Annotated in this window: 26 protein-coding genes; 12 read left to right on the top strand and 14 right to left on the bottom strand. The window is 67.3% G+C overall.

What is annotated here, in order from left to right; genetic code table 11:
- Window positions 1-221 precede the first annotated feature (221 nt).
- Genes AC3A3Q_RS10135 through AC3A3Q_RS10125 form a run of 3 tightly spaced genes read right to left on the bottom strand, consistent with a single transcriptional unit; the run spans window position 222 to window position 2,739 of the window.
- Window positions 222-899, bottom strand: coding sequence for an HAD family hydrolase (locus tag AC3A3Q_RS10135; protein ID WP_487586141.1), 678 nt, complete (start codon window positions 897-899; stop codon window positions 222-224).
- Window positions 896-1,603, bottom strand: coding sequence for a pseudouridine synthase (locus AC3A3Q_RS10130; RefSeq protein ID WP_487586140.1), 708 nt, complete (start codon window positions 1,601-1,603; stop codon window positions 896-898). Before AC3A3Q_RS10130 ends, AC3A3Q_RS10135 begins: the two co-directional genes overlap by 4 nt.
- A complete protein-coding gene (locus tag AC3A3Q_RS10125; protein WP_487586139.1) occupies window positions 1,600-2,739 on the bottom strand; it encodes a class I SAM-dependent methyltransferase in 1,140 nt (379 codons plus the stop codon). The genes AC3A3Q_RS10130 and AC3A3Q_RS10125 overlap by 4 nt, the downstream gene beginning before the upstream one ends.
- A gap of 145 nt (window positions 2,740-2,884) precedes the next feature.
- Here AC3A3Q_RS10125 and AC3A3Q_RS10120 point away from each other — a divergent pair, with 145 nt between their 5' ends.
- Complete coding sequence (locus AC3A3Q_RS10120; protein ID WP_487586138.1) at window positions 2,885-3,145, top strand: hypothetical protein; 261 nt, start codon at window positions 2,885-2,887, stop codon at window positions 3,143-3,145.
- 7 nt (window positions 3,146-3,152) lie between these two features.
- On the opposite strand, the gene AC3A3Q_RS10115 is transcribed toward AC3A3Q_RS10120, so the two are convergent.
- Both AC3A3Q_RS10115 and AC3A3Q_RS10110 read right to left on the bottom strand, forming a co-directional pair.
- Entirely contained in the window at window positions 3,153-5,651 is a 2,499-nt protein-coding gene (locus tag AC3A3Q_RS10115) for an ABC transporter permease (protein ID WP_487586137.1), read from the bottom strand.
- Entirely contained in the window at window positions 5,648-6,361 is a 714-nt protein-coding gene (locus tag AC3A3Q_RS10110; RefSeq protein WP_487586136.1) for an ABC transporter ATP-binding protein, read from the bottom strand. The genes AC3A3Q_RS10115 and AC3A3Q_RS10110 overlap by 4 nt, the downstream gene beginning before the upstream one ends.
- Window positions 6,362-6,596: 235 nt before the next feature.
- Between AC3A3Q_RS10110 and AC3A3Q_RS10105 the strand changes: the two genes are divergently transcribed.
- Window positions 6,597-7,127: an arylesterase gene (locus AC3A3Q_RS10105; protein WP_487586135.1), complete on the top strand. Its 531-nt coding sequence runs from the start codon at window positions 6,597-6,599 to the stop codon at window positions 7,125-7,127.
- A 60-nt stretch (window positions 7,128-7,187) separates the two neighbouring features.
- On the opposite strand, the gene AC3A3Q_RS10100 is transcribed toward AC3A3Q_RS10105, so the two are convergent.
- The 4 genes from AC3A3Q_RS10100 to AC3A3Q_RS10085 all read right to left on the bottom strand — a co-directional run bounded on the left by AC3A3Q_RS10100 (window position 7,188) and on the right by AC3A3Q_RS10085 (window position 12,979).
- Window positions 7,188-10,328 carry an autotransporter family protein gene (locus tag AC3A3Q_RS10100; RefSeq protein ID WP_487586134.1) on the bottom strand — a complete coding sequence of 1,047 codons (3,141 nt, stop codon included), beginning with the start codon at window positions 10,326-10,328 and terminating at the stop codon, window positions 7,188-7,190.
- 208 nt (window positions 10,329-10,536) lie between these two features.
- Window positions 10,537-11,814, bottom strand: a complete 1,278-nt coding sequence (locus AC3A3Q_RS10095; protein ID WP_487586133.1) for an aminopeptidase — start codon at window positions 11,812-11,814, stop codon at window positions 10,537-10,539.
- Window positions 11,815-11,918: 104 nt separating this feature from the next.
- Window positions 11,919-12,413 (bottom strand): hypothetical protein, encoded by a 495-nt coding sequence (locus AC3A3Q_RS10090; protein WP_487586132.1) that lies wholly within the window; start codon window positions 12,411-12,413, stop codon window positions 11,919-11,921.
- Complete coding sequence (locus tag AC3A3Q_RS10085) at window positions 12,410-12,979, bottom strand: RNA polymerase sigma factor (protein ID WP_487586131.1); 570 nt, start codon at window positions 12,977-12,979, stop codon at window positions 12,410-12,412. Before AC3A3Q_RS10085 ends, AC3A3Q_RS10090 begins: the two co-directional genes overlap by 4 nt.
- A 153-nt stretch (window positions 12,980-13,132) precedes the next feature.
- Between AC3A3Q_RS10085 and AC3A3Q_RS10080 the strand changes: the two genes are divergently transcribed.
- Entirely contained in the window at window positions 13,133-13,459 is a 327-nt protein-coding gene (locus tag AC3A3Q_RS10080) for a DUF6249 domain-containing protein (protein ID WP_487586130.1), read from the top strand.
- A gap of 120 nt (window positions 13,460-13,579) precedes the next feature.
- Window positions 13,580-13,819, top strand: a complete 240-nt coding sequence (locus tag AC3A3Q_RS10075; protein WP_487586129.1) for a hypothetical protein — start codon at window positions 13,580-13,582, stop codon at window positions 13,817-13,819.
- A 67-nt stretch (window positions 13,820-13,886) separates the two neighbouring features.
- Here AC3A3Q_RS10075 and AC3A3Q_RS10070 read toward each other — a convergent pair whose 3' ends face one another.
- Together AC3A3Q_RS10070 and AC3A3Q_RS10065 are read right to left on the bottom strand one after the other, a co-directional pair.
- The gene (locus AC3A3Q_RS10070) at window positions 13,887-15,566 is read right to left on the bottom strand and encodes a M28 family metallopeptidase (protein WP_487586128.1); all 1,680 of its coding nucleotides are present in this window, start codon (window positions 15,564-15,566) and stop codon (window positions 13,887-13,889) included.
- Window positions 15,567-15,720: 154 nt separating this feature from the next.
- A complete protein-coding gene (locus AC3A3Q_RS10065; protein ID WP_487586127.1) occupies window positions 15,721-16,143 on the bottom strand; it encodes a PepSY domain-containing protein in 423 nt (140 codons plus the stop codon).
- Between the two features lie 330 nt (window positions 16,144-16,473).
- On the opposite strand from AC3A3Q_RS10065, the gene AC3A3Q_RS10060 reads away from it, so the two are divergent.
- The 4 genes from AC3A3Q_RS10060 (at window position 16,474) to AC3A3Q_RS10045 (ending at window position 20,294) form a co-directional block, all read left to right on the top strand.
- Window positions 16,474-17,745, top strand: a complete 1,272-nt coding sequence (locus tag AC3A3Q_RS10060) for a CynX/NimT family MFS transporter (protein WP_487586126.1) — start codon at window positions 16,474-16,476, stop codon at window positions 17,743-17,745.
- An 82-nt stretch (window positions 17,746-17,827) separates the two neighbouring features.
- Window positions 17,828-18,595 (top strand): HipA family kinase, encoded by a 768-nt coding sequence (locus AC3A3Q_RS10055; protein WP_487586335.1) that lies wholly within the window; start codon window positions 17,828-17,830, stop codon window positions 18,593-18,595.
- Complete coding sequence (locus AC3A3Q_RS10050; protein WP_487586125.1) at window positions 18,582-19,013, top strand: DUF3037 domain-containing protein; 432 nt, start codon at window positions 18,582-18,584, stop codon at window positions 19,011-19,013. Before AC3A3Q_RS10055 ends, AC3A3Q_RS10050 begins: the two co-directional genes overlap by 14 nt.
- 72 nt (window positions 19,014-19,085) lie before the next feature.
- The gene (locus AC3A3Q_RS10045; protein WP_487586124.1) at window positions 19,086-20,294 is read left to right on the top strand and encodes a serine hydrolase domain-containing protein; all 1,209 of its coding nucleotides are present in this window, start codon (window positions 19,086-19,088) and stop codon (window positions 20,292-20,294) included.
- Between the two features lie 116 nt (window positions 20,295-20,410).
- Here the strand turns inward: AC3A3Q_RS10045 and AC3A3Q_RS10040 are convergent, their stop codons facing one another.
- Entirely contained in the window at window positions 20,411-20,620 is a 210-nt protein-coding gene (locus AC3A3Q_RS10040) for a cold-shock protein (RefSeq protein WP_158732419.1), read from the bottom strand.
- 295 nt (window positions 20,621-20,915) lie between these two features.
- On the opposite strand from AC3A3Q_RS10040, the gene AC3A3Q_RS10035 reads away from it, so the two are divergent.
- The 4 genes from AC3A3Q_RS10035 (at window position 20,916) to AC3A3Q_RS10020 (ending at window position 22,814) form a co-directional block, all read left to right on the top strand.
- Entirely contained in the window at window positions 20,916-21,200 is a 285-nt protein-coding gene (locus AC3A3Q_RS10035) for a DUF4031 domain-containing protein (protein WP_487586123.1), read from the top strand.
- A gap of 73 nt (window positions 21,201-21,273) precedes the next feature.
- Entirely contained in the window at window positions 21,274-21,759 is a 486-nt protein-coding gene (locus tag AC3A3Q_RS10030) for a DUF4019 domain-containing protein (protein ID WP_487586122.1), read from the top strand.
- Between the two features lie 143 nt (window positions 21,760-21,902).
- Window positions 21,903-22,142, top strand: a complete 240-nt coding sequence (locus tag AC3A3Q_RS10025; RefSeq protein ID WP_200608986.1) for a DUF3297 family protein — start codon at window positions 21,903-21,905, stop codon at window positions 22,140-22,142.
- A gap of 111 nt (window positions 22,143-22,253) precedes the next feature.
- Entirely contained in the window at window positions 22,254-22,814 is a 561-nt protein-coding gene (locus tag AC3A3Q_RS10020; RefSeq protein ID WP_487586121.1) for a DUF3016 domain-containing protein, read from the top strand.
- On the opposite strand, the gene AC3A3Q_RS10015 is transcribed toward AC3A3Q_RS10020, so the two are convergent.
- The gene (locus AC3A3Q_RS10015) at window positions 22,811-23,572 is read right to left on the bottom strand and encodes an ABC transporter permease (protein WP_487586120.1); all 762 of its coding nucleotides are present in this window, start codon (window positions 23,570-23,572) and stop codon (window positions 22,811-22,813) included. The two genes, AC3A3Q_RS10020 and AC3A3Q_RS10015, sit on opposite strands and share 4 nt — an antisense overlap.
- Window positions 23,569-24,507, bottom strand: coding sequence for an ABC transporter ATP-binding protein (locus AC3A3Q_RS10010; RefSeq protein ID WP_487586119.1), 939 nt, complete (start codon window positions 24,505-24,507; stop codon window positions 23,569-23,571). The genes AC3A3Q_RS10015 and AC3A3Q_RS10010 overlap by 4 nt, the downstream gene beginning before the upstream one ends.
- Between the last annotated feature and the right edge of the window lie 396 nt (window positions 24,508-24,903).

The following is a 24,903-nucleotide window of genomic DNA, read 5'->3' as shown; positions in this document are numbered from 1 at the left end:
CCGGGATCCATCCTGCTCGTCATCCCGGCGAACGCCGGGATCCATCCTGCTCGTCATCCCGGCGAACGCCGGGATCCATCCTGCTCGTCATCCCGGCGAACGCCGGGATCCAGGGGACGCTGCGTCAACGTCAAAATGGGTCCCGGCTTTCGCCGGGATGACGTGACGTCACTGACGGCGTGCGGGCCTGGGTCCCGGCGTTCGCCGGGACGACGGTCGGCTCAGCGCAGCGCCGGCTCGATCAGCGTGCGCGCCTGCACCAGCGAGTCGACGATGCGATGCCCCAGCGCGCGGGCGGTTTCGTCCGGCACCACCAGGTCCGGCACCTGGATCGGCGTCATGCCCGCGGCCAGCGCGGCGCGCACGCCTGGCACCGAATCTTCCAGCACCACGCAATGCTCCGGCGCGACACCCAGCCGTTCCGCCGCCAGCAGATAGATGTCCGGCGCCGGCTTGGAGTGGACGACGTCGCTGCCGGTGACGACCGTGACGAAGTGCGGCAGCAGGCCGCACAGCTCCAGCTTCTGCATCGCGCGCTCGCGCCGGGTCGAGGTGACCACGGCGCGCGGGATGCCACGTTGCGCCAGCAGCTCCAGCAGTTCGAGCAGGCCGGGCTTGAGCGGCAGGCCTGCTTCGACGTGGGCGTCGTAGCGTGTGCGGCAACCTTGCAGCAAGGCCTGAAGCTGGTCTTCGTCCAGGCGCGTACGCAGCAGTTCGTGGCAGGCGCGGTCGGAGAGGCCGACAAACGACAGCCACAGCGAGTCCTCGAATTGCAGACCCAGCTCGTCCGCGGTTTCGTGCCAGCATTGCAGCAGGGCGCGCTCGCTTTCGATCATCAGCCCGTCCATGTCGAACAGGACCGCGACCGGGCTGAACTGCACCGGCGTCAGCAGGCTCATGCCGCCGCTCCGAACAGGTGCGCGATGTCGCCCTCATCGAGCACGCGCCACTGCCCGGCCGGCAGGCCGTCCAGCGCGAGTCCGCCGATGCGGCTGCGATGCAACGCTTCGACATGGTTGCCGGTCGCGGCGAACATGCGCCGCACCTGGTGGTAGCGGCCTTCGGTCAGGGTCAGCGCGGCGTGGCGCGGATCGGTGACCTGCAGCTGCGCCGGCGCCAGCGGCGTGTCTTCGGACTCGAGCACCAGCGTGCCGCTGGCGAACAATGCGCCCTCGTCGCCGCGCAGGTCCTGCGCCAGCGTGGTCTCGTACACCTTCGCCAGCCGGGCCTTGGGCGAGACGATCCGGTGCAGCAGCGCGCCGTCGTCGGTCATCAGCAGCATGCCGGACGTATCGCGGTCGAGCCGGCCGACACTCGACAGGATCGGCGAGCGCAGGCGGAATCGCGGCGGCAGCAGGTCGTAGATGACGCGACCGGGATCCTTGGTCGAACAGGTGTAACCGGTCGGCTTGTGCAGCATCAGGGTCAGGCCGGCGGGCGGGTCGAGCGGCTCGCCGTCGATGCGGATGCCATCGTGGCCGACCTTGTCGTCGGCGTAGAGCACCTCGCCGGACGGATCGGTGATGCGCCCCTCACGAAACATCGAGCTGACGTCCTTGCGACTGCCGTATCCGAGATTGGCGATCAGCTTGACCAGCTTCATTTCCAGTTCCTTTCGCGGGCCTTGCCCTTGCTCCTCGCCCTGCCGGCGGCAGGCGCCGGCGCGGCCGGCGCCGCGTGCGGCGTGGCGACGGCGGCGATCACCTTGAAGCCGTCGCGCTGCGCCACGGTGCGCACGTCGCCGAAGTGCACGGAGAGCATCTCTTCATAGGGGAGATGGCGATTGGCGACGAGCCACAGCTGGCCGCGCGGGCGCAGTGCCTGTGCCGCCGCCGAGATGAAGGCGCGGCCGATGTCGGGACGGTCGGCGCGACCCTGCGCGTGGAACGGCGGATTGCTGACGATCACATCGTATCGTTTGTCCAAGCCGGGCTTGTCCAATCCGCGCGTGACGTCATGCCAATGGAATCCGAGCGTGGCACGGGACGCCGCCGGGGCGAGATTGGCGCGCGCCAGCTCCAGCCCCCGCCCCTCGGCTTCATACAGGTCGACCGCGCTGATGCCGGGGCAACGCGCCAGCAGCTCGCTGGCGAGGTAACCGTAGCCGGCACCCAGGTCGGCGGCCTCGCCCGCCAGCGTGGCCGGCAGTTGCTCGACCAGCAGGCGCGAGGCCGGATCGATGCGGTCCCAGGCAAACAGGCCGGGGCGGCTGAGGAAGCGGCCATCGGCGATCGCGCGCGGTGCGTCGGCTTTCAGCCACTGTCGGGCCAGCTCCGGATCGGCCGGGCCGTCCAGCGGCGCCGTCCAGAACACGCGGCATTTGTGCTTGGAGAGGGTGCCGACCGGGCCGGCGATGCGCGCCAGGTCGGTTTCTCCCGATTTTGCACCTTCGTTGTTGCCCAGGCAGGCGACCACGCGACCGCCCGGTGCGCAATGCGCCACGGCGCGCGCAAACAGGGCCCGCGCCTCGTCGCGCTGCCGCGGCGGCAATACCAGCACCATTGCGTAGCGGTCTTCGTCGCTGGCCTCGACCAAAGTGAGCCCGGAGCGCTCGAGCGCCTCGGCCTCGGGCTTGAAGCTCTGCTCGCAGACCAGGCCGGGCAGCGGGCGCTGGTGCAGCGGCCAGCCGTCACGCGCACGCAGGAACAGCACGCCGCCGGTGGTCGGCCAGGTCAGTACGCCGTCCACGAACGGGAGCAGCAGGGCTTGCAGGGCCGCGTCGTCGCCTTCAGCGCTCATATCGGGCACCCATCTGAGATTTTGCGAATGTCATGTCGCAATTCTACGCGGCCGCGCACGGTGCTACGGCCATCACATCCGAGCTTCATGCCGAATCAACGCCTTGCGCGGCACCATGGCAACAGATTCAGGCAAGGAGAATGAGATGCGCGCGCTCTTCGTTGGCGGACTGGTCGACAACAGCGAGCTGGATCTGGACGGCACGGAGCCGCCCCTGCATTACCCGGAGAACACCGGCGCGGGACAATCGCGCTACCGGCTGCACCAGATCGGCATGCGTGACGGCGAGATCGCCTACGCGGTCTACGGAGCCCCCGATCTGCCCACTGACGAAGTGGATCGCGTTGCCAGCGAACGCGGTTACCCGCGTCGCTTCGGCGCCAAGGCGCAGCCCGTCTTCCAATAGCGACGCTTCAGTCCTGCAACTCCCGCAACGTTACCGACGGCGGTGCATCGAGCACGCGCCGCGTCGCGAACATGCCCGCCAGCAAAGCCGCCAGGACGCCGACTGCGGCGCCTGCCGCGGCCAGGCGCCAGTCGGTCTTCCACGGCAGGTCGAACACGCGCGTGGCGATCACGCCGGCCAGCACCGATGCGGCGATTGCGGCCGTCAGGCCTGACAGCAACCCGATCGCGGCGAACTCCGACGCCTGCGCCAGGCGCAGCTGGCGACGACTGCCACCGATGGCGCGCATCACGCCGCCTTCGAGCAGGCGCTCGTCCTGGCTGGCACTGACCGCCGCCATCAACACCAGCAAGCCCGCTGCCAGCGAGAACACGAACACCACTTCGACCACCGTCGACACCTGGTCGGCGGTGCTGCGCACCTGCTTGAGCACGGCGTCGATGTCGATCACCGACAGGTTCGGGAACCGCTCGACCAGGTCGGCGGTGAAGCGCGTGCGCGCCGGCGGCACGCTGACGGCGGTGATGTAGCTGGCCGGGAATCCATCGAGCGAACCGGGCGAAGCGACGACGAAGAAGTTGGGGCGGAAGCTTTCCCAGTCGACGCTGCGCAGGCTGGTGATCGTTCCTTCGAAGGGTTGTCCGGCGATGTCGAAGACGATGCGGTCGCCGATCTTCCAGCCCAGCCTCTCCGCGAAGTCCTCTTCCACCGACACTTCCGGCTGCGCGGGCTTGCGCTTGCCCCAGAACGTGCCGGCAGTGACCCGGTTGTCCTCGCGCAGGTGATCGGTGACCGAGAGGTTGAACTCGCGCTCGGCCAGGCGCTGCGCGCGTTCGCCCTGCTCCTCGTAGTCGGCGCCGGTGACCGCCTTGCCGTTATGCGAAACGAGGCGGCCGCGGATCATCGGGTATAGCGTCGGCTCGGCGACTCCCTGCCGGGCGACGAAGGCGCGCACATCCCCGACCTGGTCGTCCTGGACGTTGATGATGAAACGGTTGGGTGCATCGGCCGACAGCGCCACCTGCCAGCGATCGAGCAGATCGGTGCGGACGAAGGTGAGCAGCAGCAGCGCCATCAGGCCCAGTCCCAACGCCGACACCTGGGCGATGCTGGCGCCGGCGCGACGGCTGACGTTGGCCAGGCCGTAGCGCAGGCTTCCGCGCAGGCGGGAGCGCACGCGGCGAACGACGAGGATCAGCAGCCATGCCAGCAGCGCCAGCACGACCAGCGTCGCCGCGATGCCAAGCAGCATCGACAGCCCGAGCGCGGCCGAACCGGCCTTCCACCACAACAGCGCGGCGAGGCCTGCGAATCCGGCAATGGTGACCAGCCACGCGCTCGGTTCGGTCGGATCGAGGTCGCGACGCAGCACGCGCAACGCCGGCACGCGACGCAGCGCCAGCACCGGCGGCGCACCGAAGGCGAGCAGCACGATCAGGCCGACGCCATAACCTTGCAATGCCGGCAGCAGGCCCGCCGGCGGAATCGACAGCTTCAATGCCTGCTCCAGCCAGCCACCGATCAGCCATTGCAGGCCGAAGGCGAGCAGCACACCAACCGTGCTGGCGATCAGCCCCAGCATCACCAGTTCGCCGACCTGGATCGCGACCAGCGTGCGCTGGCTGGCGCCCAGGCAACGCATCACCGCCGTGCCGGACAGATGGCGCTCGCTGTGCCGGCGCGCCGCCATCGCCACCGCGACCGCCGCCAGCACCACCGATACCAGCGCGGCCAGGCCAAGGAAGCGGCCGGCGCGATCGAGCGCGGAGCGGATCTCCGGGCGCGCATCGGCGATGGTTTCCAGGCGCTGGCCGCGACCCAGTGCCGGGCGCGCGCGTGCGACGAATTGTTCGACCGCCGCGGCCGGCCCGGCGATCACCAGCCGGTAGCGGATGCGGCTGCCTTCCTGCACCAGGCCGGTCGACGGCACGTCAGCCAGGTTGAGGAACACCTTGGGCGCGACGTTGAAGTAATCGAGCGCGGCGTCGGGCTCCTGCATCACGAGCGCGGCCAGCCTGAAATTTGCATCGCCGATGGCGATCTCGTCGCCGAGGCGGGCACCGAGCGTGTCGGCACCGGCGCGGCTCATCCAGATGGTGCCCTTGGCGGGCACCGCACCGGCATCGCGCTCGACGCCACTGGCGTCGGCAATGCGGAAACTGCCGCGCAGCGGGAAGCCATCGCCGAGGCCACGCAGGTCGCCCAGCTGCAGGCGCTCGCCGACGCGGATCATCGTCTGCAGTTCCTGCGTCTGGGTGCGCTGCAGTCGCGGATCGTTGGCCGCTTCGAGCACGACGCCGGTGATCGGCGTGTCGGCACGCACCACGGCATCGCCACCGAGCAGGCGGTTGGCTTCGATCGCCAGCGCGCGTTCCGCGCGGTCGGTGACGAAACCCACCGCGGTCACGGCCAGCACTGCCAGCACCAGCGCGGCGATCAGGATGCGGACATCGCCGGCGGCGAGGTCGCGGCGCAGTTGCCGCCAGGCCAGCCCGATCTGTCTCATGACGCCACCAGGCGGCCGCTGTCGAGGCGCAGCATGCGGCTGCAGCGCGAGGCCAGGTGTTCGTCGTGGGTTACCAGCACCAGCGTGGTGCCGGCGTCGGCATTGAGCTCGAACAACAGCTCGATGATTGCCTGGCCGGTATGGGTATCGAGATTGCCGGTGGGCTCGTCGGCGAACAGCAGGCCGGGACGGGTCACGAAGGCGCGTGCCAGTGCGACGCGCTGCTGCTCACCACCGGACAGCTGCCGCGGGTAATGCCCGAGGCGCTGGGCCAGGCCGACCTTTTCCAGGATCGTGCGCGCGGCCGACTCGACCTCGCGGTCACCGCGCAGCTCCAGCGGCAGCATCACGTTCTCGATCGCGGTCAGCGACGGCAGCAGCTGGAAGTTCTGGAAGACGAAGCCGACCTTCTCGCCGCGAACGCGGGCGCGGCCGTCTTCGTCGAGCGTGGAAAGGACTTCACCGTCGAGCGCCACGCGGCCGGTACTGGGTGTATCGAGCCCGGCCAGCAACGACAGGAGCGTGCTCTTGCCCGAACCGGAGGCACCGACGATCGCTACCGTGTCGCCACGCGCGATCTCGAAGGAGACGTCCTCGAGGATGACCAGCTCCCCCGAGGGCAGCATGACGCGCTTGCCCAGGCCTTCGACCTGAAGCGTGGCCGAAGCCGTGGCCGGTGGAGTGGCGCGCGTTTCGCGGGAATCGGCCATGATCGTCTCTATGCTCGTAGGGGATATCACTTTTTCAGCCGGAGCCCGGGTCACGATGTTCACCAAGTCACTTGCTGTCATGAACGAAGGATATGCGGCATCGCGGCGGCGCGTTCAATGTGCCATCGGATGGGGTGTCGTCCTGGTCCTGGCCCTGGCCTTCGCGGTGCCAGCCTTGGCACAGTCGGCCGCGCGCGCCAGGCCCGCGGCGGCGCCGGCACGCACGGTTCTGGTCATGGGCGATTCACTCTCGGCCGGCTACGGCCTGGCCGCATCGCAGGGCTGGGTGGCGCTGACCGCCGACCGCGTCGCCAAGGACCGACCGGGCTGGCGCGTCGTCAATGCCAGCATCAGCGGCGAGACCACGGCCGGTGGCGCGGCTCGTATCGGCGGCGAGATCAAGCGCACGAAGCCAGCCGTGGTGGTGATCGAACTGGGCGCCAACGACGGACTGCGCGGCTTGCCGCTGGCGCAGTCGCGCACGAACCTGGAGCGCATGATCCGGGCGTCGAAGGACGCCGGTGCGAAGGTGCTGCTGATCGGCATGCGCATGCCGCCCAACCTGGGACGTGAGTACACGCAGGGTTTCGCCGGCAACTTCAGCTCGCTTGCCAAGCAGTACGAAGTGCCGCTGCTGCCCTTCCTGCTCGAGCCGATCGCACTGGACCGCAATGCGTTCCAGGCAGACAACCTGCATCCGGTGGCGAGTGCGCAACCCAAGCTCCGCGATCATGTGTGGACGAAGCTTGGACCGATGCTGAAGTAGGCCCCTGAAAATGAAAGGCCCGGCTGTGCGCCGGGCCCTTCGTGGCTGCTCGCGCCCTGATTACCAGCGGCGCATCAAACCGACCTGACCATCGACCGTGTGGAAGTCGCCGGCACCGGACTGGAACCCGATGTTGCCCCAGCCGTTCCACTGGCCGCCCAGTTCGACCTGGGCACCGAACTTGCCTTCGTACACGTCCTGCGGCAGATCCCAGTCAATGCGCTGCCCGCCGAGCGTGATCGAATCTCCCTCGCCGGCATGCCACCAGTTCAGCTCGAAGAACGGCTGGACACGGTTGATGCCGGCGCCGGTTGCATTGCCGTACAGGCGCCCGCCCAAGCGCGTGGTCAGGCCACCGGCGTCTTCGCTGGTGAACAAGGTGCCATTGCTTTCGACGTGCTTGTCGGCCTTGTAGCCCGTGTAGATCACCTGCGCCTGCGGCTGCACGTACAGCTCCGTCTTCTCGCTGGCCAGCAGCGGGATCGCGTAACCGGCTTCGATCGACGCACTCAGGCTTTGCGAGTCGTAGGACTCGCGCGGCAGGTAATCGCCCTCGACGCGGTTGCTGAAGCGGCCGCCCTGCAGCGATCCGTCGATGTACAGGCCTGCAGCGCTTTTGGCATTGGCAAACCAGGTGCCGTACACGCCAAGGTTGTATCCGGTGACACGGCCCTTTGCTTCATAGCCGGTGATATGGGAGCCGACGTGAGTGCTGGCCCGGCCCCAGCCACCCATGCCGCCGATATGGAAACGGCTGTCGCCCGCCGTCCACGACACCAGCTCTCCGCCCAGCTGCAGCAGGTCGGTATCGGTGGCAGTGTCCACCTGGCGCGCACCGGTCATCGCATCGAACTGATCATGACGCACGCGCATCCAGGCCGCACCGCCGCTGTCGTCACTGCGGCCGTCCTCGGCAAACGTCGGCTGCCCGACGCGGTCGTGCATCGTGTGGTTGAACATCGTCACGGCGGCATGCTGGTTGCCCAGGTACGCGCCGATTTCCGGACGGTAGACCGGCACCAGCGGCGCGGGTTCCGGTGCGACCGGTTCCGGTTCCACCGGGGTCGTAACGACGGGCACCGGCTCCTCCGGAGTGACGACCGGCGGCTCGACCACGGGCGGCTCGACTACAGGCGGCTCGACTACAGGCGGCTCAACGACGGGCGGCTCAACGACGGGAGGGGCTTCCGAGCGCAGGTACCAGTCGCCGTCGGTCGGCGTGGCCTTGCCGCCCTGTGCCAGCAGGTATTCGTTGGCACCGGCCACGACGCGGCCGGACAGGGCGAACTGACCTTGCGATGCGCCGTCGACCTGTACCACCTGGATGCCATCGGCACTGGTGTATGCGCCGGCGCCGCCTGCGTTGGTGACGGCGAGCATGGTGTCGCCGCTCGTTGCGCCGTGCACGACCAGGCGGTCCGTCCTGGAGTCATCGCCGGCCAACGCCGTGTTGATGGCAAGCGTACCGCCCTCACCAACGTAGTCACCATTGACGGTAAGCGTCTTGAAATCACCAGCGGTGGGCGCGACGAATGCGAGCGTGCCCGCGGAATGCACGGTCATGGCATCGCTGTTGCGCGTGATGTCCCAGCGACTCGCCTGGTCCAATGCAATGGCGTTGCCGTGCCCGATCGCGCCGAGCAGGGAGGAACCGTTGGACAGCGCCAGGTCGAGGATGCCGCCCGCCTCGGCCACCATGTCGCCAGTCAGGGCCACGTCGTCCGTGAAGATGCTCAAGTGCACAGGCTGATTTCCGGAGACCACCCGGACAAGCTGGTTGTTCGCACCCGTGACCTCGACGCCATCGCGCAGGTGAAGCTCGCTGCGGTTGGCAGTGCTGGCGGCATCGATCGGATCGTCTTCTGCAAAGATGGCCGCGCCGGCGGCAGAGAACAGATGGCCGCCGCTGACGGTGGCGATGTTGGGCGCACCTTGCGGACCCGAAGAGAGGAACTGGATTGCGTGAGCCTGGCCATCCACGGCGGTGTCGACAAGGTCCAGCGTGCTGCCTCCGCCCAACGCGATGCCGTTTCGGTTCACACCGGTCGCCAGGATGGTGGCCTCGTTGCCCATCATCTTTGCGCCCGAGCTGACCACGACGCCGCTGGATCCGGTGACAGACGCGCCGTTGCGTACAGTCGCCTCTGCGCCGTTTTCGACGGACAAACCCACGCCGTAGGCTTCGACGGACGCGCCATCGACGGAAAGGCTGCTGCCGGACCCGGTGACCGACGCACCGGTTCCATCGGCGGTGACCTGGGTCCCGACACCAAGCGTGACATTCGCACCGGCTTGGGCAGCGACGGCCTGGTCGCGGTGCTGGATATCGTGGGAACGCAGCGTGCTGCTGACTGCGGAAACTTTGCTGCCCGCGCCCGTCGCGACCACGGCATGCAGGGTGGCTCCCTCGCTGGCTTCGCTGGCGTCGACGGAGGTGCCGTCGAGCGAGATCACGCCGCCATCGCTTGCCGCCACGCCATGACCACCGGCTGTGTTGACGTGGACACCAGTGCTTCTGATTTCACTTGCAGCGCCGGAAGCGCGAAGGCCCACACCGCCCACGTCCGTGGTGCCGTCGAGCATGTCGACCTTGCTGCCTGCATTGATCACGATCAGGCCGCCATTCTCGGCCGTGACGCCGTTATAGCCCTCCGTGCCGCCGGTAACGCGGACGCTGGTGTTGCCTGCCTGGATCTTGCTGCCGGCGCCGGTGGCAACCATACCTCCGCCATGGCTCACCAGGACGGACGAGTCGCCTAGCGCAACAGAGCCACCCGCGGCCGCCATGACCCCGTTGCCGTTGGAGGATCCGAGTCCCGGAAGGTCGATCTGGGCACGGGTCAGGTTGACCATGCCGAGCCTGTCGGCCATTACGCCGTTTGCATTGTTTCCCAATGACCGGATGACCGAATCGGTCAGGTCGATCTGGCCGCTCAGATCGGCCACGACAGCATGCGCACCCATGACCTTGGCCGTGGTCGCCTCGATACCGGTTCCGTTGATGCGGCTGTTGGGGTTTACAGCGGCGAGAGCGAAGGGATCGGTCAGGCCGGTCATGCTGCGCGTGTCGTATTTGCCGGCGGCGACTTGCGTGCTGCCATCGTTCACGATCAGCTGCGTTGCGTGGAGTGGAGCGAGGGTGCTGAGTGAAAATGCGGCGACGACCGCGGCCGCCAACGGGTTTCTTGCGAAAGATCTCATGTTCCGTCCTATAGGTTTCACCTTGCAGGGGGCAGTGCAAGGTGGCGCTTCAGCGCGTGCGGGCACGCTAAAGGCTCAACCAATGGACTTGAATCAGAACGCCCTCAGGCTGCGAAACTCTCCCACTCGCCTGCTTGCCTGGGTGACACACAAGCAAGTCCGTGCGGACGAAGAATCCGTCCGCATCGCACAGTGACGGACAAACTCTTCAGAGCTTCAGCACGCCCTTTTCAATGATGGGCTTGCCATCCAGCGTGACGGTGCTGCCAGGCAGGAACGCGATGACGCCGTACGGCACCGAGTTGTCGCCGCCGGCCCAGGTGTTGCTGCCCGTGCCCACGGTGACTGCGCCCGACGGCACCCACGTGCCGACCGTGCTGTTGGCGGGCAGCGTGACATTGGGGTTGATGCCGAAGTCGATGAAGGCAAACTGGTCCTTGCGGGGATCCTCGACCGCGTCGTACTCGGCCTTGAAGTCGCCGTAGCCCGGGCCGTCTCCGGTCATCGAGGTGATCTTGCCGTCGGCGACGGTCAACGTGAGGTTGTCGATGGGCTTGCCGCGGAAGTAGGTGCGCGTGTGCACGACCTTGCCGACCGCCGTGCCTGGCACCGGCGTGGTGTAGACCTCGCCCGCCGGCAGGAACGCCGCAAGCGACGGGCCGCCGGCTTTCTGGTCTTCAGGCGAGATGATGCCGTCGCTGACCAGCACGCGGCGATCCTTCACCTGCAGCTTCAGGTCGGTGCCGTTGGGGTTGGTGATGTGCAATTCGTTACCCGCCGAGATCGCCGCCTTGATCTGCTCGCCGCGTGCCTGCAGCTGCGCGTAGTCGATGTTGAGTCCCTTCCAGAACGCATCGGCCAGTTGTGCTTCGGTCATGCCGTAGCGTTCGGCGCGCCAGGGCGTCGGATAGAGGTTGTTGCCCACTTCCACGATCCGCACGCCTTCGTTGAGGAAGGCCTGGCTGACGGCCTCGTCGGACTTGCCGCGGGCTGCCATGCGCTTGGGATCGGCACCTTCGAACAGGTTCTCGCTGGTGCCGTTGTTCAGTCCGATCGCGACATCGGCGATGTCGGCCAGTTCCAGTCCCAGCTTGTCGGTCTGCGTGTCGTACTTGTCCGACACGTCGAAGAACATGCGCCGTGACATGCGGTCGCTGCCGTAGGTCACCAACGGGAAGGCGCCGAGCTTGCGCACCTGCACGGCGATGTTCTCGATCAGTTCGGCATCCTGCGAGCGGCCGCTGATGAGCACGACCTCACCTTCCTTGACCGCGGCCGACTGCGTGACCAGGCGTTCGGCGAGTTGCTCGAGTTCGGTCGAGGAAGGCTTGGGCACGGCCGTGGTCGCGCCCGTGGAGGGCGTCGCTGTGGTGCCTGCGGTGGCCGGCGTGGCCGAGGCGGCCTCGGTGGCTGGCTGCTTCTGGCAGGCCGCAAGCGCGGTGCAGACGGCGACCGCGAGCGCGGCGGCGACGAGGGAACGGTTCATGGCGAGCCTCGCATTCCCGGGTGGAAGCCGGGCTGGGAGAGCCAACGCCAACCGCCGGGTTCAACGGTCACCGTACGTCGGTCATCGTCCCTCGGCAACGGCCGTCAGGCAGGGTGTCCATGGTCGTGGTGCAGGAGCCGGCCGCCCCACTTCTGCCAGGCCAGCGACAGCCCCAGGCAGCCCAGCAGCAGGCCCGCCCAGCCGGTCGCCTGCGGCGACGGCTGCGGCCACAGGGCAACGAAGGACGAGACCCAGCCCGGCCCGTAGATCGCCACGGCGCCGACGGCCACTACCGCCAGGGCCGCGATCAGGAACCGCAACAGCCAGCCCTCGACGCGCTCGCCCAGGGTCTGCGCGGCCTCGACCCGGCGCACGATCTGGGCAGCCAGGTCGTAGGGCACCGGCTCCATCGCCGGGGCACGCAGCGCGCGGGCGATGAGGCGGTACTCGCCCAGGCGCGGGTCGGCCGGATCGAGCGGGACGCCGCGGCGCTCCTGCTCCATGGCACGCTCCTGCGCCTGCCACTCGCGCTCCAGGCGCTGGGCATCGGCGGGAAGGGGCTGCTTGCCGGGAGGGTTGCGGTCGTCGGTTGTGTTCATGCGATGGCTCCCATCCGGGCCTGCAGGCGCTCTCGCAGACGCGCCCGGCTCCGGAACAGATGGCTCTTGATCGTGCCTTCGGCGAGACCGGTGATGCGGGCGATCTCGACGATGGGCACTTCATCCAGGTGATACAGCGTCAGCAAGGTCCGCTGCAAGGGCGGCAGGGCCTCGATTTCCTCGTGCAGGCCGGCGGCGATCTCGGCGTCGGCGCAGGCGCCCTCCAGGTCGAAGCCGTCGCTGACCTGGTCGAGCAGCGACAGGCCGTCCTCGTCGTCGCCACCGTCGGCGATCGCGATGCGGCGCTTCTCCAGATGGCGCTTGGCCACCGAATAGGCGACCTGGCCGATCCACGATTTCAGCGCGCTCTCGCCGCGGTACTGGTGCAGGCACTGATGGACGCGCAGGAAGGCCTCCTGGCACAGCTCGCGGGTGTCCTCGGGCTGGCGGACCATGCGCTGGATGATGTGCCAGCACAGTCCCTGGTACTCGCGCACGAGCCGTTCGAACGCGCCGGGCACATTGCCCAGTACGTCCTCGACCAGCTTGCGGTCGTCCGGTGTCACAGCGATCCACCCGTCATGGCTATGTGGATACGTCCAGGGCCGGGATGGTTGCAATCGTTTTTTGATCGGACCCGGTGCAACCGGTCCTGGCCCGGCCGTATCTGATGGCCTGAAGCCGGAACAATTCCCGACCACCGAGCCAAGAGAGCCACCATGAACTTCGAGCTGCTGATCCCGATCACCCTGTTCATCTGCATCACGTACGCCATCAAGGCCGTGGTCGACGCCCGTACCCGCGCCAAGCTGATCGCCGGCAACGGCTCGGAAGAGCTGATCCGCACGCTGGTCCAGGCCGAAGCGCAGCAGCGCCGTCACGCCTCGCTACGCTGGGGCATCCTGTTCGTCGCCCTTGGCCTTGGTTTTGCACTGATCGAAGCGTTTGGTTGGACTCAGATCACCCCCGGCGTCATCGCCGTGCTGCTGGGCATGACCGGCCTGGGCAATCTGTTGTCGTACGCGGCGTCGCGCAAGCTGGGTTGATCCTGCCGGAGCGACTTCAGCCCTGATGCGCGGTCGCAACGCATCGGGGCTGAAGTCCCAGGGTTGAGCATCGCGGGCGGCTGCGCGCAAAGTGTCGGCATTCCCTTGCGGAGACGACGCATGACCCACGGCCACACCAGCGTGCTGATCCCGATCGACGTGCAGCGTGGATTTGATTGCCCGCCGTGGCCGCCGCGAAACAACCCGGCCATGGAAAGCAACGGCCAGCCCGATGGCGCCGGTGGCGTGATCAGTGCAGATGAGATCCAGCGCGCGCACCTGGCGACGCTGCGGGTGGAGTTCGCCGAGGTGGTGGACACGGATTCGCTGATCGCGCAGTTGCGCGACGTGGCTGCCTGAAAAGCAAAGGGCGAAGCATTGCTTCGCCCTTGCCGGCACTTCAGCCCTCCGCGGAGGGCGTCAGGCGTTACTTGCGATCGCCCGCCGTCGCATCACGCGCGGCGCGGAACTCCGAGGCGGAATCCCAGTTCGGCCAGCGGTCCGAGTCGGCCAGGTCGTGGCCGACCGTGTACAGCAGCTGCAGGTCGCGGGCCATGCCGGCGAAGGTCCAGCTCGCTTCCCACTGGTCGGCCGGCTGGTGGTAGCGGTCGGCGACGTATTCGTCCTCGATCTTCTTGCCCGCTGCCAGGCCACCGTCGACCAGGTCGTTGCCGGAGCCGTACGAGATCGCCGGCACGCCGCGCTTGGCGAACGGGAAGTGATCGGAGCGGAAGAAGTGGCCGGCTTCCGGCTTCGGATCGGTCACGTAGTCCAGGTTCCACTGCTTGGCCGTGGTCACCAGCTGGTCGAGCAGTTCCTGCTTGGCGCTGCCGGAGGTGGTGAAGTTGCGTGCCAGTCCGTGCGGGTCGAGCGCGTCCATGTTGATCACGGCCACGGTCTTGCCCAGCGGGTACAGCGGCTTGGAGGCGTAGTACTCCGAACCGAGCAGGCCCTTCTCTTCGGCAGTCACTGCCAGGAACACGATCGAGCGGTCCGGTGCCGGCGCCTTGGCGAAGCCGCGCGCGAGTTCGAGCATTGCCGCTATACCGGTGGCGTTGTCGACCGCGCCGTTGTAAATCGTGTCGCCCTTGGCATCGGGCTGGCCGACGCCGAGGTGGTCCCAGTGGCCGCTGTAGATCACGGTCTCGTCCGGACGCTTGGCGCCGTCGATGCGGCCGACGATGTTGTGCGAGGTGATGACCTCGCGGTTGACGTCGTACTTGGCCGACAGCGTCGCGCCCTTGAGCTCGACCGGCTTGAAGTCGCGCGTGGCGGCCTGCTTCTTCAGCGCATCGAAGTCCTGGCCGGCGCCCTTGAACAGCGCGGCGGCGAAGTCGCGCTGGATCCAGCCTTCCATCGTCGGATGCACCGAGGCCGGGTCGTCACGGACGACGTCGAACATGGTGTTGGTGTTGGAGTTCTTCACCGTCGCCCAGCCGTAGGAAGCCGGCGCGGTCTCGTGAACGATCAGCAGGCCGAGGGCGCCCTGGCGTGCGGCTTCCTCGTACTTGTAGGTCCAGCGGCCGTAGTAGGTCATCGCCTTGCCGCCGAAGTCACCCTGGCCGCTCTCGAAATCCGGATCGTTGATCAGGACCACGGCGATCTTGCCCTTGAGGTCGACGCCCTTGAAGTCGTCCCAGTTGCGCTCCGGCGCCTTGACGCCGTAGCCGACGAACACCAGCGGTGCATTGGCGATGTCGATGGCGGTGGTGCCGTTCTGCGCGGCGCGCACGGCGATCTGCTCGCCCTGGGTCAGCGCCTGCGACTTGCCGGCAACCTTCACCGACACCTGCGGCGTGCCCTTGATCTCGGCGCGTGCCAGCGGCACGGCCTGGGTCCACTCGCGCTTGCCGTCCTTGAGATCGCCGCCGGGCTTGAGGCCGGCGGCCTTCATCTGTGCGATCACGTAATCCACGGTCTTGGTCTCGCCCTCGGTGGCGGGACCGCGGCCCTCGAATTCGTCCGAGGACAGCACCTTGACGTCGTTGGACAGGCGCTTGGGGTCGAAGGTCGGGGCGGACGGCTTGGCGGTCGGCTTGGCCGCCGAGGCGGGGTTGACCGCCAGCGCTATCGACAGCGCCAGCAGGGAAACGGCAGGAAACTTCATGGACGCTCTACCAGTTGGAGTCCGCCGATCTTAGGCAGCCAGGGCAGCCACGGCCAGCATGACCAACGGCCCGGGCGCTCCGGGGCGGCTGCAGCCATCCATTTGGCCGCTTTTGGCAAACGCCTCCCCCTGCCAGCAGGGGGAGGCGCACGGCTCAGTCCTTCTCCTTGCCAATCACCTTGCCACTGGCCGGATCGATCTTGAGCGCGACGTCGCGGCCGCCGGGGTCGTCACCCTCGGCGTTCCAGATGCCGTTCTCGTACTCGACATCGTGGACATTGGTGTAACCGGCGGCCGACAGGCGCGCACGCACATCGGCCTCGCTGAGGTTGGCGACCTGCTCGTCCGGATACACGCGACCGGTCTTTGCATCGATGCGCACATCGACGTGGTTGCCTTCGGCGCTGCGCGCGTCGGCCTTCCACACGCCGTCCACGAACTTGACGTCGTTGACCTTGGTGTAACCCTGCTCGGCCAGCTGCTTGCGCACTTCGTGTTCGGTCAGCGCGTCCTTCGCCAGCACGGGTGCGGACAGGCACAGCAGCAGCATTGCATTCAACGCGACGATCTTCTTCATCGTTTCATCTCCTCGGCATTGCAGCGTCCGAGTCTTGTTTCCCGCGCACGAACCGCCAGTGAACGCGAACGGCGATGTTCAGCTGCGCATACACACACTCTTCACGCGATTGGCGCCTCCCCGCGCGCGGTGTTGCCCGATGCGTCGACATCCATCGCTTCGGCCACGCCGACGCCGGGTAACGATTACCATGGAACCCAGCGTTGCCCGATCGCGGCTGGTTTCGCCCGCGCGCGGCGCGCACACTTTCATTCCCACGGCTGTCTTTCCGCCTGCGGACATCGCATTTCCTCCCCCGCCTGTCGTCGCAGGCACGAACAGGTGCTTCACGTGACTGCTTCCTCCGCCGTATTGCCGATCGCGCGCCCGCTGTGGCGCGACCGCACGCTGGTGCTCGCCGGCATCGTGCTGTCCGCGTTCAACCTGCGCACGGCGGTGACCTCACTGACGCCCCTGCTCGACAGCCTCGGGCAGACGCTCGGTTTCGGATCGACCATGACCGGGGTGCTCGGCATGGTGCCGACCGCGGCCTTCGCTGTGTTCGGCGTGGCGACACCCGGCATCGCCCATCGCCTCGGCCTGGAGCGCACCGCATTGCTGGCGATGGTGCTGGCGACGCTGGGCCTGTTCGCGCGCGCCTTCGTCGGCGATACCTGGATGCTGCTGGTGACCTCGGCCGTGGCGCTGTCGGGCATGGGCATGGGCAACGTGGTGCTGCCACCGCTGGTGAAGCGCTACTTCGCCGACCGCGTCGGCACGGTCAGTACCTTCTACATCACGGTGCTGCAGCTGGGGACGATCCTGCCGGCACTGCTGGCGGTGCCGCTGGCGCAGAGCGTCGGCTGGCGTGCCTCGCTCGGCGGCTGGTCGCTGGTCGCGGCAGCGGCGGCGTTGCCATGGATCGCGGTGCTGTGGATGGAGCGCTTCGGCCACTCGCGCCAGGCACGGGCGCTGGCGGATGCGCACGACTGCGCGGTGAAGGTCGGCGACGCAGCACCCGAACTGGCCGAGCCTGCCTGCCCGGGGCGCGTATCGCGCTCGCCGGTGGCGTGGGGCCTGGCACTGATGTTCGGCATGACCTCGCTGATCACCTATTCGATGTTCACCTGGCTGCCGAAGCTGCTGGTCGAGGCCGGCGGCAGCCCGGCACTGGGCGGCAGCATGGTCGCGCTGTTCTCGACGCTCGGGCTGATCAGCGCGCTGGTGCTGCCGGCCGTCGCCGTGCGGGTGCGCAATCCCTATCCGATCGTGATCGCATGCGCTGTCGCTTACGTCGCCGCGTTCGCCGGCCTGCTGCTGGCGCCGATGGCAGCGCCGTTGCTGTGGGTCGCGCTGCTGGGCCTGGGGCCGAGCACGTTCCCGCTGTCGCTGACGCTGATCAACCTGCGCACGCGTTCGCAGGTCGGCTCGGCCAAGCTGTCGGGTTTCATGCAGGGCGTGGGCTACAGCCTCAGCTGCCTGGGGCCGCTGCTGTTCGGCCTGCTGCACGAGATGACGCACGGCTGGGCGTGGCCATTCGCCTTCCTGCTGGTCTGCCTGGCAGTGCTGCTGACCGGCGGCTGGCTCGCCTGCCAGCCGCGCATGCTCGAAGACACCTGGTAGACGCTCTCAAGGGCATGCACCAAGCCAAGACCAGGGGTTGCAGGTAACCTGTCGCGGCTTTTCATTGGCCCTGCCCATGCCCCTGCGTTCGATCACTGCTGCCCGCTACGTCACGCCGCTGCGCGAAGGCGGGTCGCTGCCTGCCGTCATCGAGGGCGATGACGACGGCCTGTACGTACTGAAGTTTCGTGGCGCCGGGCAAGGGCCCAAGGCGCTGGTCGCCGAGCTCGTCGCCGGCGAGATCGCGCGCGCCCTGGGGCTGCCGATTCCGGAGCTGGTGTTCGTCGATCTCGACCCGGAACTGGCGCGCACCGAGCCCGATCCCGAGATCCAGCAGCTGATCAAGGACAGCGCCGGGCTCAACCTCGCCCTCGACTACCTGCCCGGCTCGATCAACTTCGATCCGGTCGCCGAGCAGGTCGATGGCGCGCTGGCGTCGGAGGTGGTGTGGTTCGACGCGTTCGTCAGCAACGTCGACCGCAGCTTCCGCAATCCCAACCTGCTGATCTGGCACCGCAAGCCCTGGCTGATCGACCACGGCGCGGCGCTGTATTTCCATCACGGCTGGGACGGCTCGCCCAGCCATGCCGACAGCGCGTTCCCGATGATCCGCGAGCACGTGCTGCTGGCCCGCGCCGACGACATCACCGGCGCCGACGCGCGCCTGGCACCAAAACTGTCGCGCGAGGACTTCGCCGCGATCATGGCGATGGTGCCCGACGCCTGGCTGGTCGGCGCCGACACCCCCGCCGACCCGGCCGAGCATCGCGCCGCCTACGTCGAACACTTCATGCAACGGCTGGCGCAGCGCCAGCGTTTCGTCGAGGAGGCCGTCAATGCACGCGCCTGACCCGCAACGCCACGACACTTACGACTACGCGGTGATCCGCGTGGTCCCGCGCGTGGAGCGCGAGGAGTTCGTCAATGTCGGCATCATCCTGTCGTGCGCCGGCGCGAAGTTCCTGGAGGCGCGCATCGAGCTGGACGAAGCGCGCCTGCTCGCGATCGACCCGCAGGTCGACCTGGAAACGGTGCGTCGCCACCTCGCCGCGATCGAAGTGATCTGCGCCGGCGGCCCCGGCAGCGGCCCGATCGGCCAGTTGCCGCAGCGCGCGCGCTTCCACTGGCTGACCGCCAAGCGCAGCTCGATCATCCAGACCTCACCGGCGCACATGGGTCGCTGCCCTGCGGTCGGTTCGGCGATCGAGCATCTGATGGCGAAAATGGTGCGTGTCTCCGGGAGCCAGACCGCGGGAGCCGTGCGGTAAACCAACGCCCCGATCCTTGCATCCCAGCTGGCGCCGCATGAAACCGCGGCCCATCCCACGGAGGCAGGAAGCATGTCCATCGAATCGCGCAGCGCCCGCATTATCCGGGCGCTCTTTACGAGAGCCGGCGCCGCACTGCTGGTAGTGGTTGTCGTGGCCACGCCCGCTGCGCAGGCCTTCGCGGCCAAACGCGCGCCATCGCTTCCGCCATTCGCCGCGGTCGTCGAGCGCGAAGTACCGGCGATCATGAAGTCCGCCAACATCAAGGGGGTCGCCGTTGGCCTACTGGTGGATGGCGAATTGGTGTATGCCAAGGGCTTCGGCTTTGCCGACCACGACGGCAAGCTGCCTGTGACGCCCGAAACCGTATTCTCCGCGGCCTCGCTGTCGAAGCCGATCGCGGCCTGGGTGGCGATGCGCCTGGTCGATGAAGGCGTGATTGCACTCGACGAACCCGTCGCCGACACGCTGTCACCGTGGCCGCTCGCCGCCAGCGCGTTCGACTACCACGCGATCACCTTCCGCCACCTGCTCTCGCACACCGCAGGCACCACGCTCGGTGGTTACCAGGGCTGGCTCGATTTCAGCGAGTTGCCTTCGCTGGAAGAGTCGCTGGCTGGCAAGACCAACGGGCGTGGCGCGGTGGAACTGTTCGCACCGGCAGGCAGCCAATTCCAGTACTCGGGCGGCGGTTACACACTTATGCAGCTGGCCATCGAACGAACCACCCGGCGCAGGTACTCCGACCTTGCCGACGAACTGGTGTTCCAACCCCTGCACATGAGCCACACCAGCGTGGCGATGACACCGGCGATCATGGCCCATGCGGCGCAGGGGCATGGCGACGACGGCAACCCGGTGCCGTCGCGTTACTACGTCGAGCAGGCGCCGTCGACGCTGACCACCACGGTCAACGACTTCGCGAAGTGGATGATCGCCGGCATGGTGGATTCCGATGGCGAATCGAACGGCCCGCTATCCGGCGAAGAACTGGCACAACTGCGCGAAGCGGCGGCTCTGGCCTCGCCACGCACCCCGGGCGACGCGATCTACGGCCTGGGCCATTTCATTGAGCGCCTCGGCGATGGCAGCACCGCGGTGGGCCACGACGGCCGCAACCAGGCCGGATTCCGCGCCAAGTTCCTGATGCGGCCCGAGCAACGCGACGGGATCGTCTTCCTCAGCAATTCCCGCTCGGGCCTGGCACTGGACCGCATCGTCTGCCTGTGGGGCGCCGACGCAGCGCACGTCGATGCCGCCACGGCGTGCAAGAACCAATGAGGTGCAAGGGCAACGTCACTGGGTCCCCGCCTTCGCGGGGATGACGGGCAAAAAAAAACCCGGCCGAAGCCGGGTTTTTCCTTCGTCAGCGCGTTAGCGCCGCGACGATGTCAGACTCAGACCGCCTGCACGGCGTCGGCCTGCAGGCCCTTCTGGCCCTGGACGACGGTGAAGGTGACCTTCTGGCCTTCCTGCAGGGACTTGAAGCCCGAGCCCTGGATCGAACGGAAGTGGACGAACACGTCCTCGCCGTTCTCGCGGCTGATGAAGCCGAAGCCCTTGGCATCGTTGAACCACTTGACGGTACCGGTTTCACGGTTCGACATTTTGTTTACTCCTTGGAACATGGTGAATTGCCGCTTTCGCGGCGTGAGGCTGGTTGCAAGGAGAAAACGAGGTGCAACGATGGAGTAAATCTTGATCTACATCGGGCCACATTCACGGTGACCCTTGGCTAACTCAGCGCGGCAAACGTTAGACGCTATTGCCTCGCAAAGCAATGGCGGGGATGCAATTCTGTTCACAGAGCGTCCGATTCCCCCTCCAGACGCCCCTCCAGACGCCCCTCCAGACGCCCCTCCATGACCTCCAGGAGCCCCGGATGACAGGCCCCAGCCCACCATGACCGTCTACGTCGACGACGCTGTTCATCTTTGGCGCGGCCGACGCTGGGCGCACCTGATGGCCGACACCCTTGAGGAGTTGCACGCCATGGCCGCCCGCCTCGACATCCCCCGGCGGGCCTTCCAGGACAAGACCTCCGGCGCCCATTACGACGTCCCTGCCGACCTGCGCGAGCGCGCCATCGACCTCGGCGCGGTCGCCATCTCCCGCCACACCGACCGCGAAAAGGTCCGCGCCGTCATCCACGTGGCCAAGCTGCAGGGCCGCGGCGAGCACCCGTGACAGTGTCGCGCGAGCTTCACGGTCCCTCATCGGCGCTTGGGCATACTCCGCCCGTCCCGACTGGAGTCGCCCGATGTCCGTCCCGAGGAAAGCCCACGCCCTGGCCTGCCTGGCCCTCGTCGCCGCGTTGATACCGGCGCTGGCGCAGCAGGCAACGCCGCCGGCGCCCCCGCGAGCGGCCCCACAAGCAGCATCCGCGCGCGACATCGACCCCAACAGCCTGGCCACCGCCGCGATCCAGGCGGCGCAACTGATCGACGCCGGCCGTGCCGGCGAGGTCTGGGATGGCGCCTCGACCGTGGCCAAGCGCAGCGTCGACCGCAAGAAGTTCACCGACTCCCTGACCGCCCAGCGAACCCCCTTGGGAGCCACGACTGCACGACGCTGGACCCTGGTGAGCCGCCACTCGACCGCCGGCACCGAACAACTCCCGGCTGGCACCTACGCCAATGTCGAGTTCGACACCCAGTTCGCGGGCAACCGCACCGGGCACGAGCTGATCTCGTTCCGCCAGGACGAGGACGGGACCTGGCGCCTGGCCGGCTACGTCCTCAAGTAGCCGTGGGAGCGAGCTTGCTCGCGATGTGGCTCAATCGGTTCGGCCAGGTCGGGTTCGCGAGCAAGCTCGCTCCTACCCGGTATCCTTTGTGGTCCCGCGGCGCATTGCCGCCGCGGCAGCAGCCATAACGGACCACGACGACCATGACCGACACCACCCCGCCCGACCGCCTCTCCAACGACCCGCGCAGCCCGCACTACAACGAAGCCCTGCTCGAGCGCGGCGTAGGCATCAAAGTCAACGGCGTGGAGCGCACCAATGTCGAGGAGTACTGCATCAGCGAAGGCTGGGTACGGCTGCCGGTCGGCAAGTCGCTCGACCGCCACGGCAATCCGATGACGATGAAGATGAAGGGCACGATCGAGGCCTGGTTCCTGAGCTGATCTGACAATCAGAAACCGCCGCTGTACGACCGCCATGGCGCCCATGGCGGTTGCGCGGGTGCAGGCAGACAATCGGTACGTACCAAGACCGGTATCGCCCCGGAGCCTGCCATGAACCTGCGGCCCGCCCTCATTGCCATTGCGCTGGCGATCGTCAGCGCCGGCGTGCCCGCCGACGCGCGGACACGCAACGTCACCGATCCCGATGCGCCGCGCGCCCTGCCCGAACAGGGCCCGGTCAGCGTGCGCTGGGAAGACCCGTCCAAGTTCACCGACATCCGCTACAGCCGCAATCGCTGGGAAGCCGTCCGCGGCAACTGGGTCGAGGAGCTCGCCGAACACATGCGCAAGAGCGCCGAGAAGCGCCTGCCTCCGGGGCAGCGCCTGGACGTCGACATCGTCGACATACGCCGCGCCGGTTCCTATGAGCCCTGGCACGGCCCGAACCTCGACAACACACGCATCATCCGCGACTACTATCCGCCGCGGATGACGGTGAACTTCCGCCACACCGACGCTGACGGCCGGGTGATTGCCGAAGGCGAGCGCAAGATCAGCGACACCGGCTTCATGGTCGGCGCCAGCCCGGTCAACGACAACGACATCCTGCGCTACGAGAAGAGCATGATCGACAGCTGGCTGCGGCGCGAGATCGGGTCGCCCAAGACCTAGTTCTTCAGCTTCCATCCGGTGCGGAAGATCCACCACACGATCGCCAGGCACAGTGTCAGGAAACCAAGGATCGCCGCCGCGCTGATGCCGACGTTGACGTCGGCGATGCCGTAGAAGCTCCAGCGGAAACCGCTGATCAGGTACACGACCGGGTTGAACAGCGCGATCTTCTGCCAGATCGGCGGCAGCATGTTGATCGAATAGAACGCGCCGCCGAGGAAGGTCAGCGGGGTGATGATCATCAGCGGCACGATCTGCAGGCGCTGGAAGCTGTCCGCCCACAGGCCGATGATGAAGCCGAACAGGCTGAAGGTCACCGCGGTCAACAGCAGGAAGCACAGCATCCAGAACGGGTGGGCGATCTCGTAGGGCACGAAGAAGCGCGCGGTCACCAGGATCAGCGCACCGAGGATCAGCGACTTGGTCGCCGCCGCACCGACGTACCCCAGCACGATTTCGAACGCCGACACCGGCGCCGACAGCAGCTCGTAGATGGTGCCGGCCCACTTGGGCATGTAGATGCCGAAGGACGCGTTGGAGATGCTCTCGCTCAGCAGCGACAGCATGATCAGGCCCGGAATGATGAAGGCGCCGTAGCTCACGCCGTCGACTTCGCCCATGCGCGCGCCGATCGCAGCGCCGAACACGACGAAATAGAGAGATGTCGACAGCACCGGCGAGACGATGCTCTCCATCAGCGTGCGGAAGGTGCGGGCCATCTCGAAGCGGTAGATGGCGCGGATCGCATGGAAGTTCATGCCCGCACCTCCCGGCCCTGGCGCACCAGGCTGACGAAGATCTCCTCCAGCGAACTTTCGCTGGAATGCAGGTCGCGGAAGTCGATGCCCTGTTCGTGCAGGCGCCGCAGCAGCGCGGCGATGCCGGTTTCCTGTGCCTGCACGTCGAAGGTGTAGACCAGCGTGGTGCCGTCCTCGGACAACTCCAGCGGATAGTCCGACAGGCCCTCGGGGATCTTTTCCAGGTGCGACTGCAACTGCAGCGTCAGCTGCTTCTTGCCGAGCTTGCGCATCAGCGTTGCCTTGTCCTCGACCAGGATCAGCTCGCCGTGGTTGATCACGCCGATGCGATCGGCCATGTCCTCGGCCTCTTCGATGTAGTGCGTGGTGAGGATGACGGTGGTGCCGTTCTCGCGCAGGCGCCGCACCATCTGCCACATGTCGTGGCGCAGCTCGACGTCGACGCCGGCGGTGGGTTCATCGAGGAACAGGATCTGCGGCTCGTGCGCCAAAGCCTTCGCAATCAGCACGCGACGCTTCATGCCGCCCGACAGCGCCATGATCTTGCTGTCCTTCTTGTCCCACAGCGAGAGGTCGCGCAGCACCTTCTCCAGGTAGGCGGGATCGGGCGCCTTGCCGAACAGGCCGCGGCTGAACTTCACCGTCGCCCACACGCTCTCGAAGGCGTCGGTCGACAGTTCCTGCGGCACCAGGCCGATCTTGCTTCGCGCCAGGCGGTACTCGCGCACGATGTCGTGGCCGTCTGCCAGCACCGTGCCGGAGCTGGCATTGACGATGCCGCAGATGATGCTGATCAGCGTGGTCTTGCCGGCGCCGTTGGGCCCGAGCAGGGCGAAGATCTCGCCACGACGGATCTGCAGGTCGATGCCCTTGAGCGCCTGGTAACCCGACGCGTAGGTCTTGGTGAGGTTGCGGACATCGATGACCGGGGGCACGCGTGAATCCTTTTGCACGGCTGTCAGCGCCGCATCGTAACCGAGCGCGCTGCTAGCCGAGCCGGCTGCAACGGTGCGATCGGCTCGGCTCAGCCCATCGCTCCGAAGCTGCGCACAGGCGGAGCGGACAGCGCGCGAGCCAGGCGCGACACCAGCGATGACAGCAGACGGAGGAAGGCGGGGCGGGCGTTGGCGGGCGTCGACATGGGGGGCGCTCGGTCAGCGGGGGGTGCGTACAGAGTACGGAGGGACCGCTGCCGCGATAAGTCACTGATCCGGGGAAGAATCATCCCGTGAGCGGGCGAATGGCTCTTTGTCACCTCGTCTGTCGCCTTTGGCACATGAGACCGCACCACGATCGGCCACAATGCCGGTTCCTATGATCCAACCCCCTGC

The organism is Lysobacter sp. Soil_C_59 (assembly GCF_057656415.1).
This window is presented reverse-complemented; position numbering and strand designations above follow the sequence as displayed.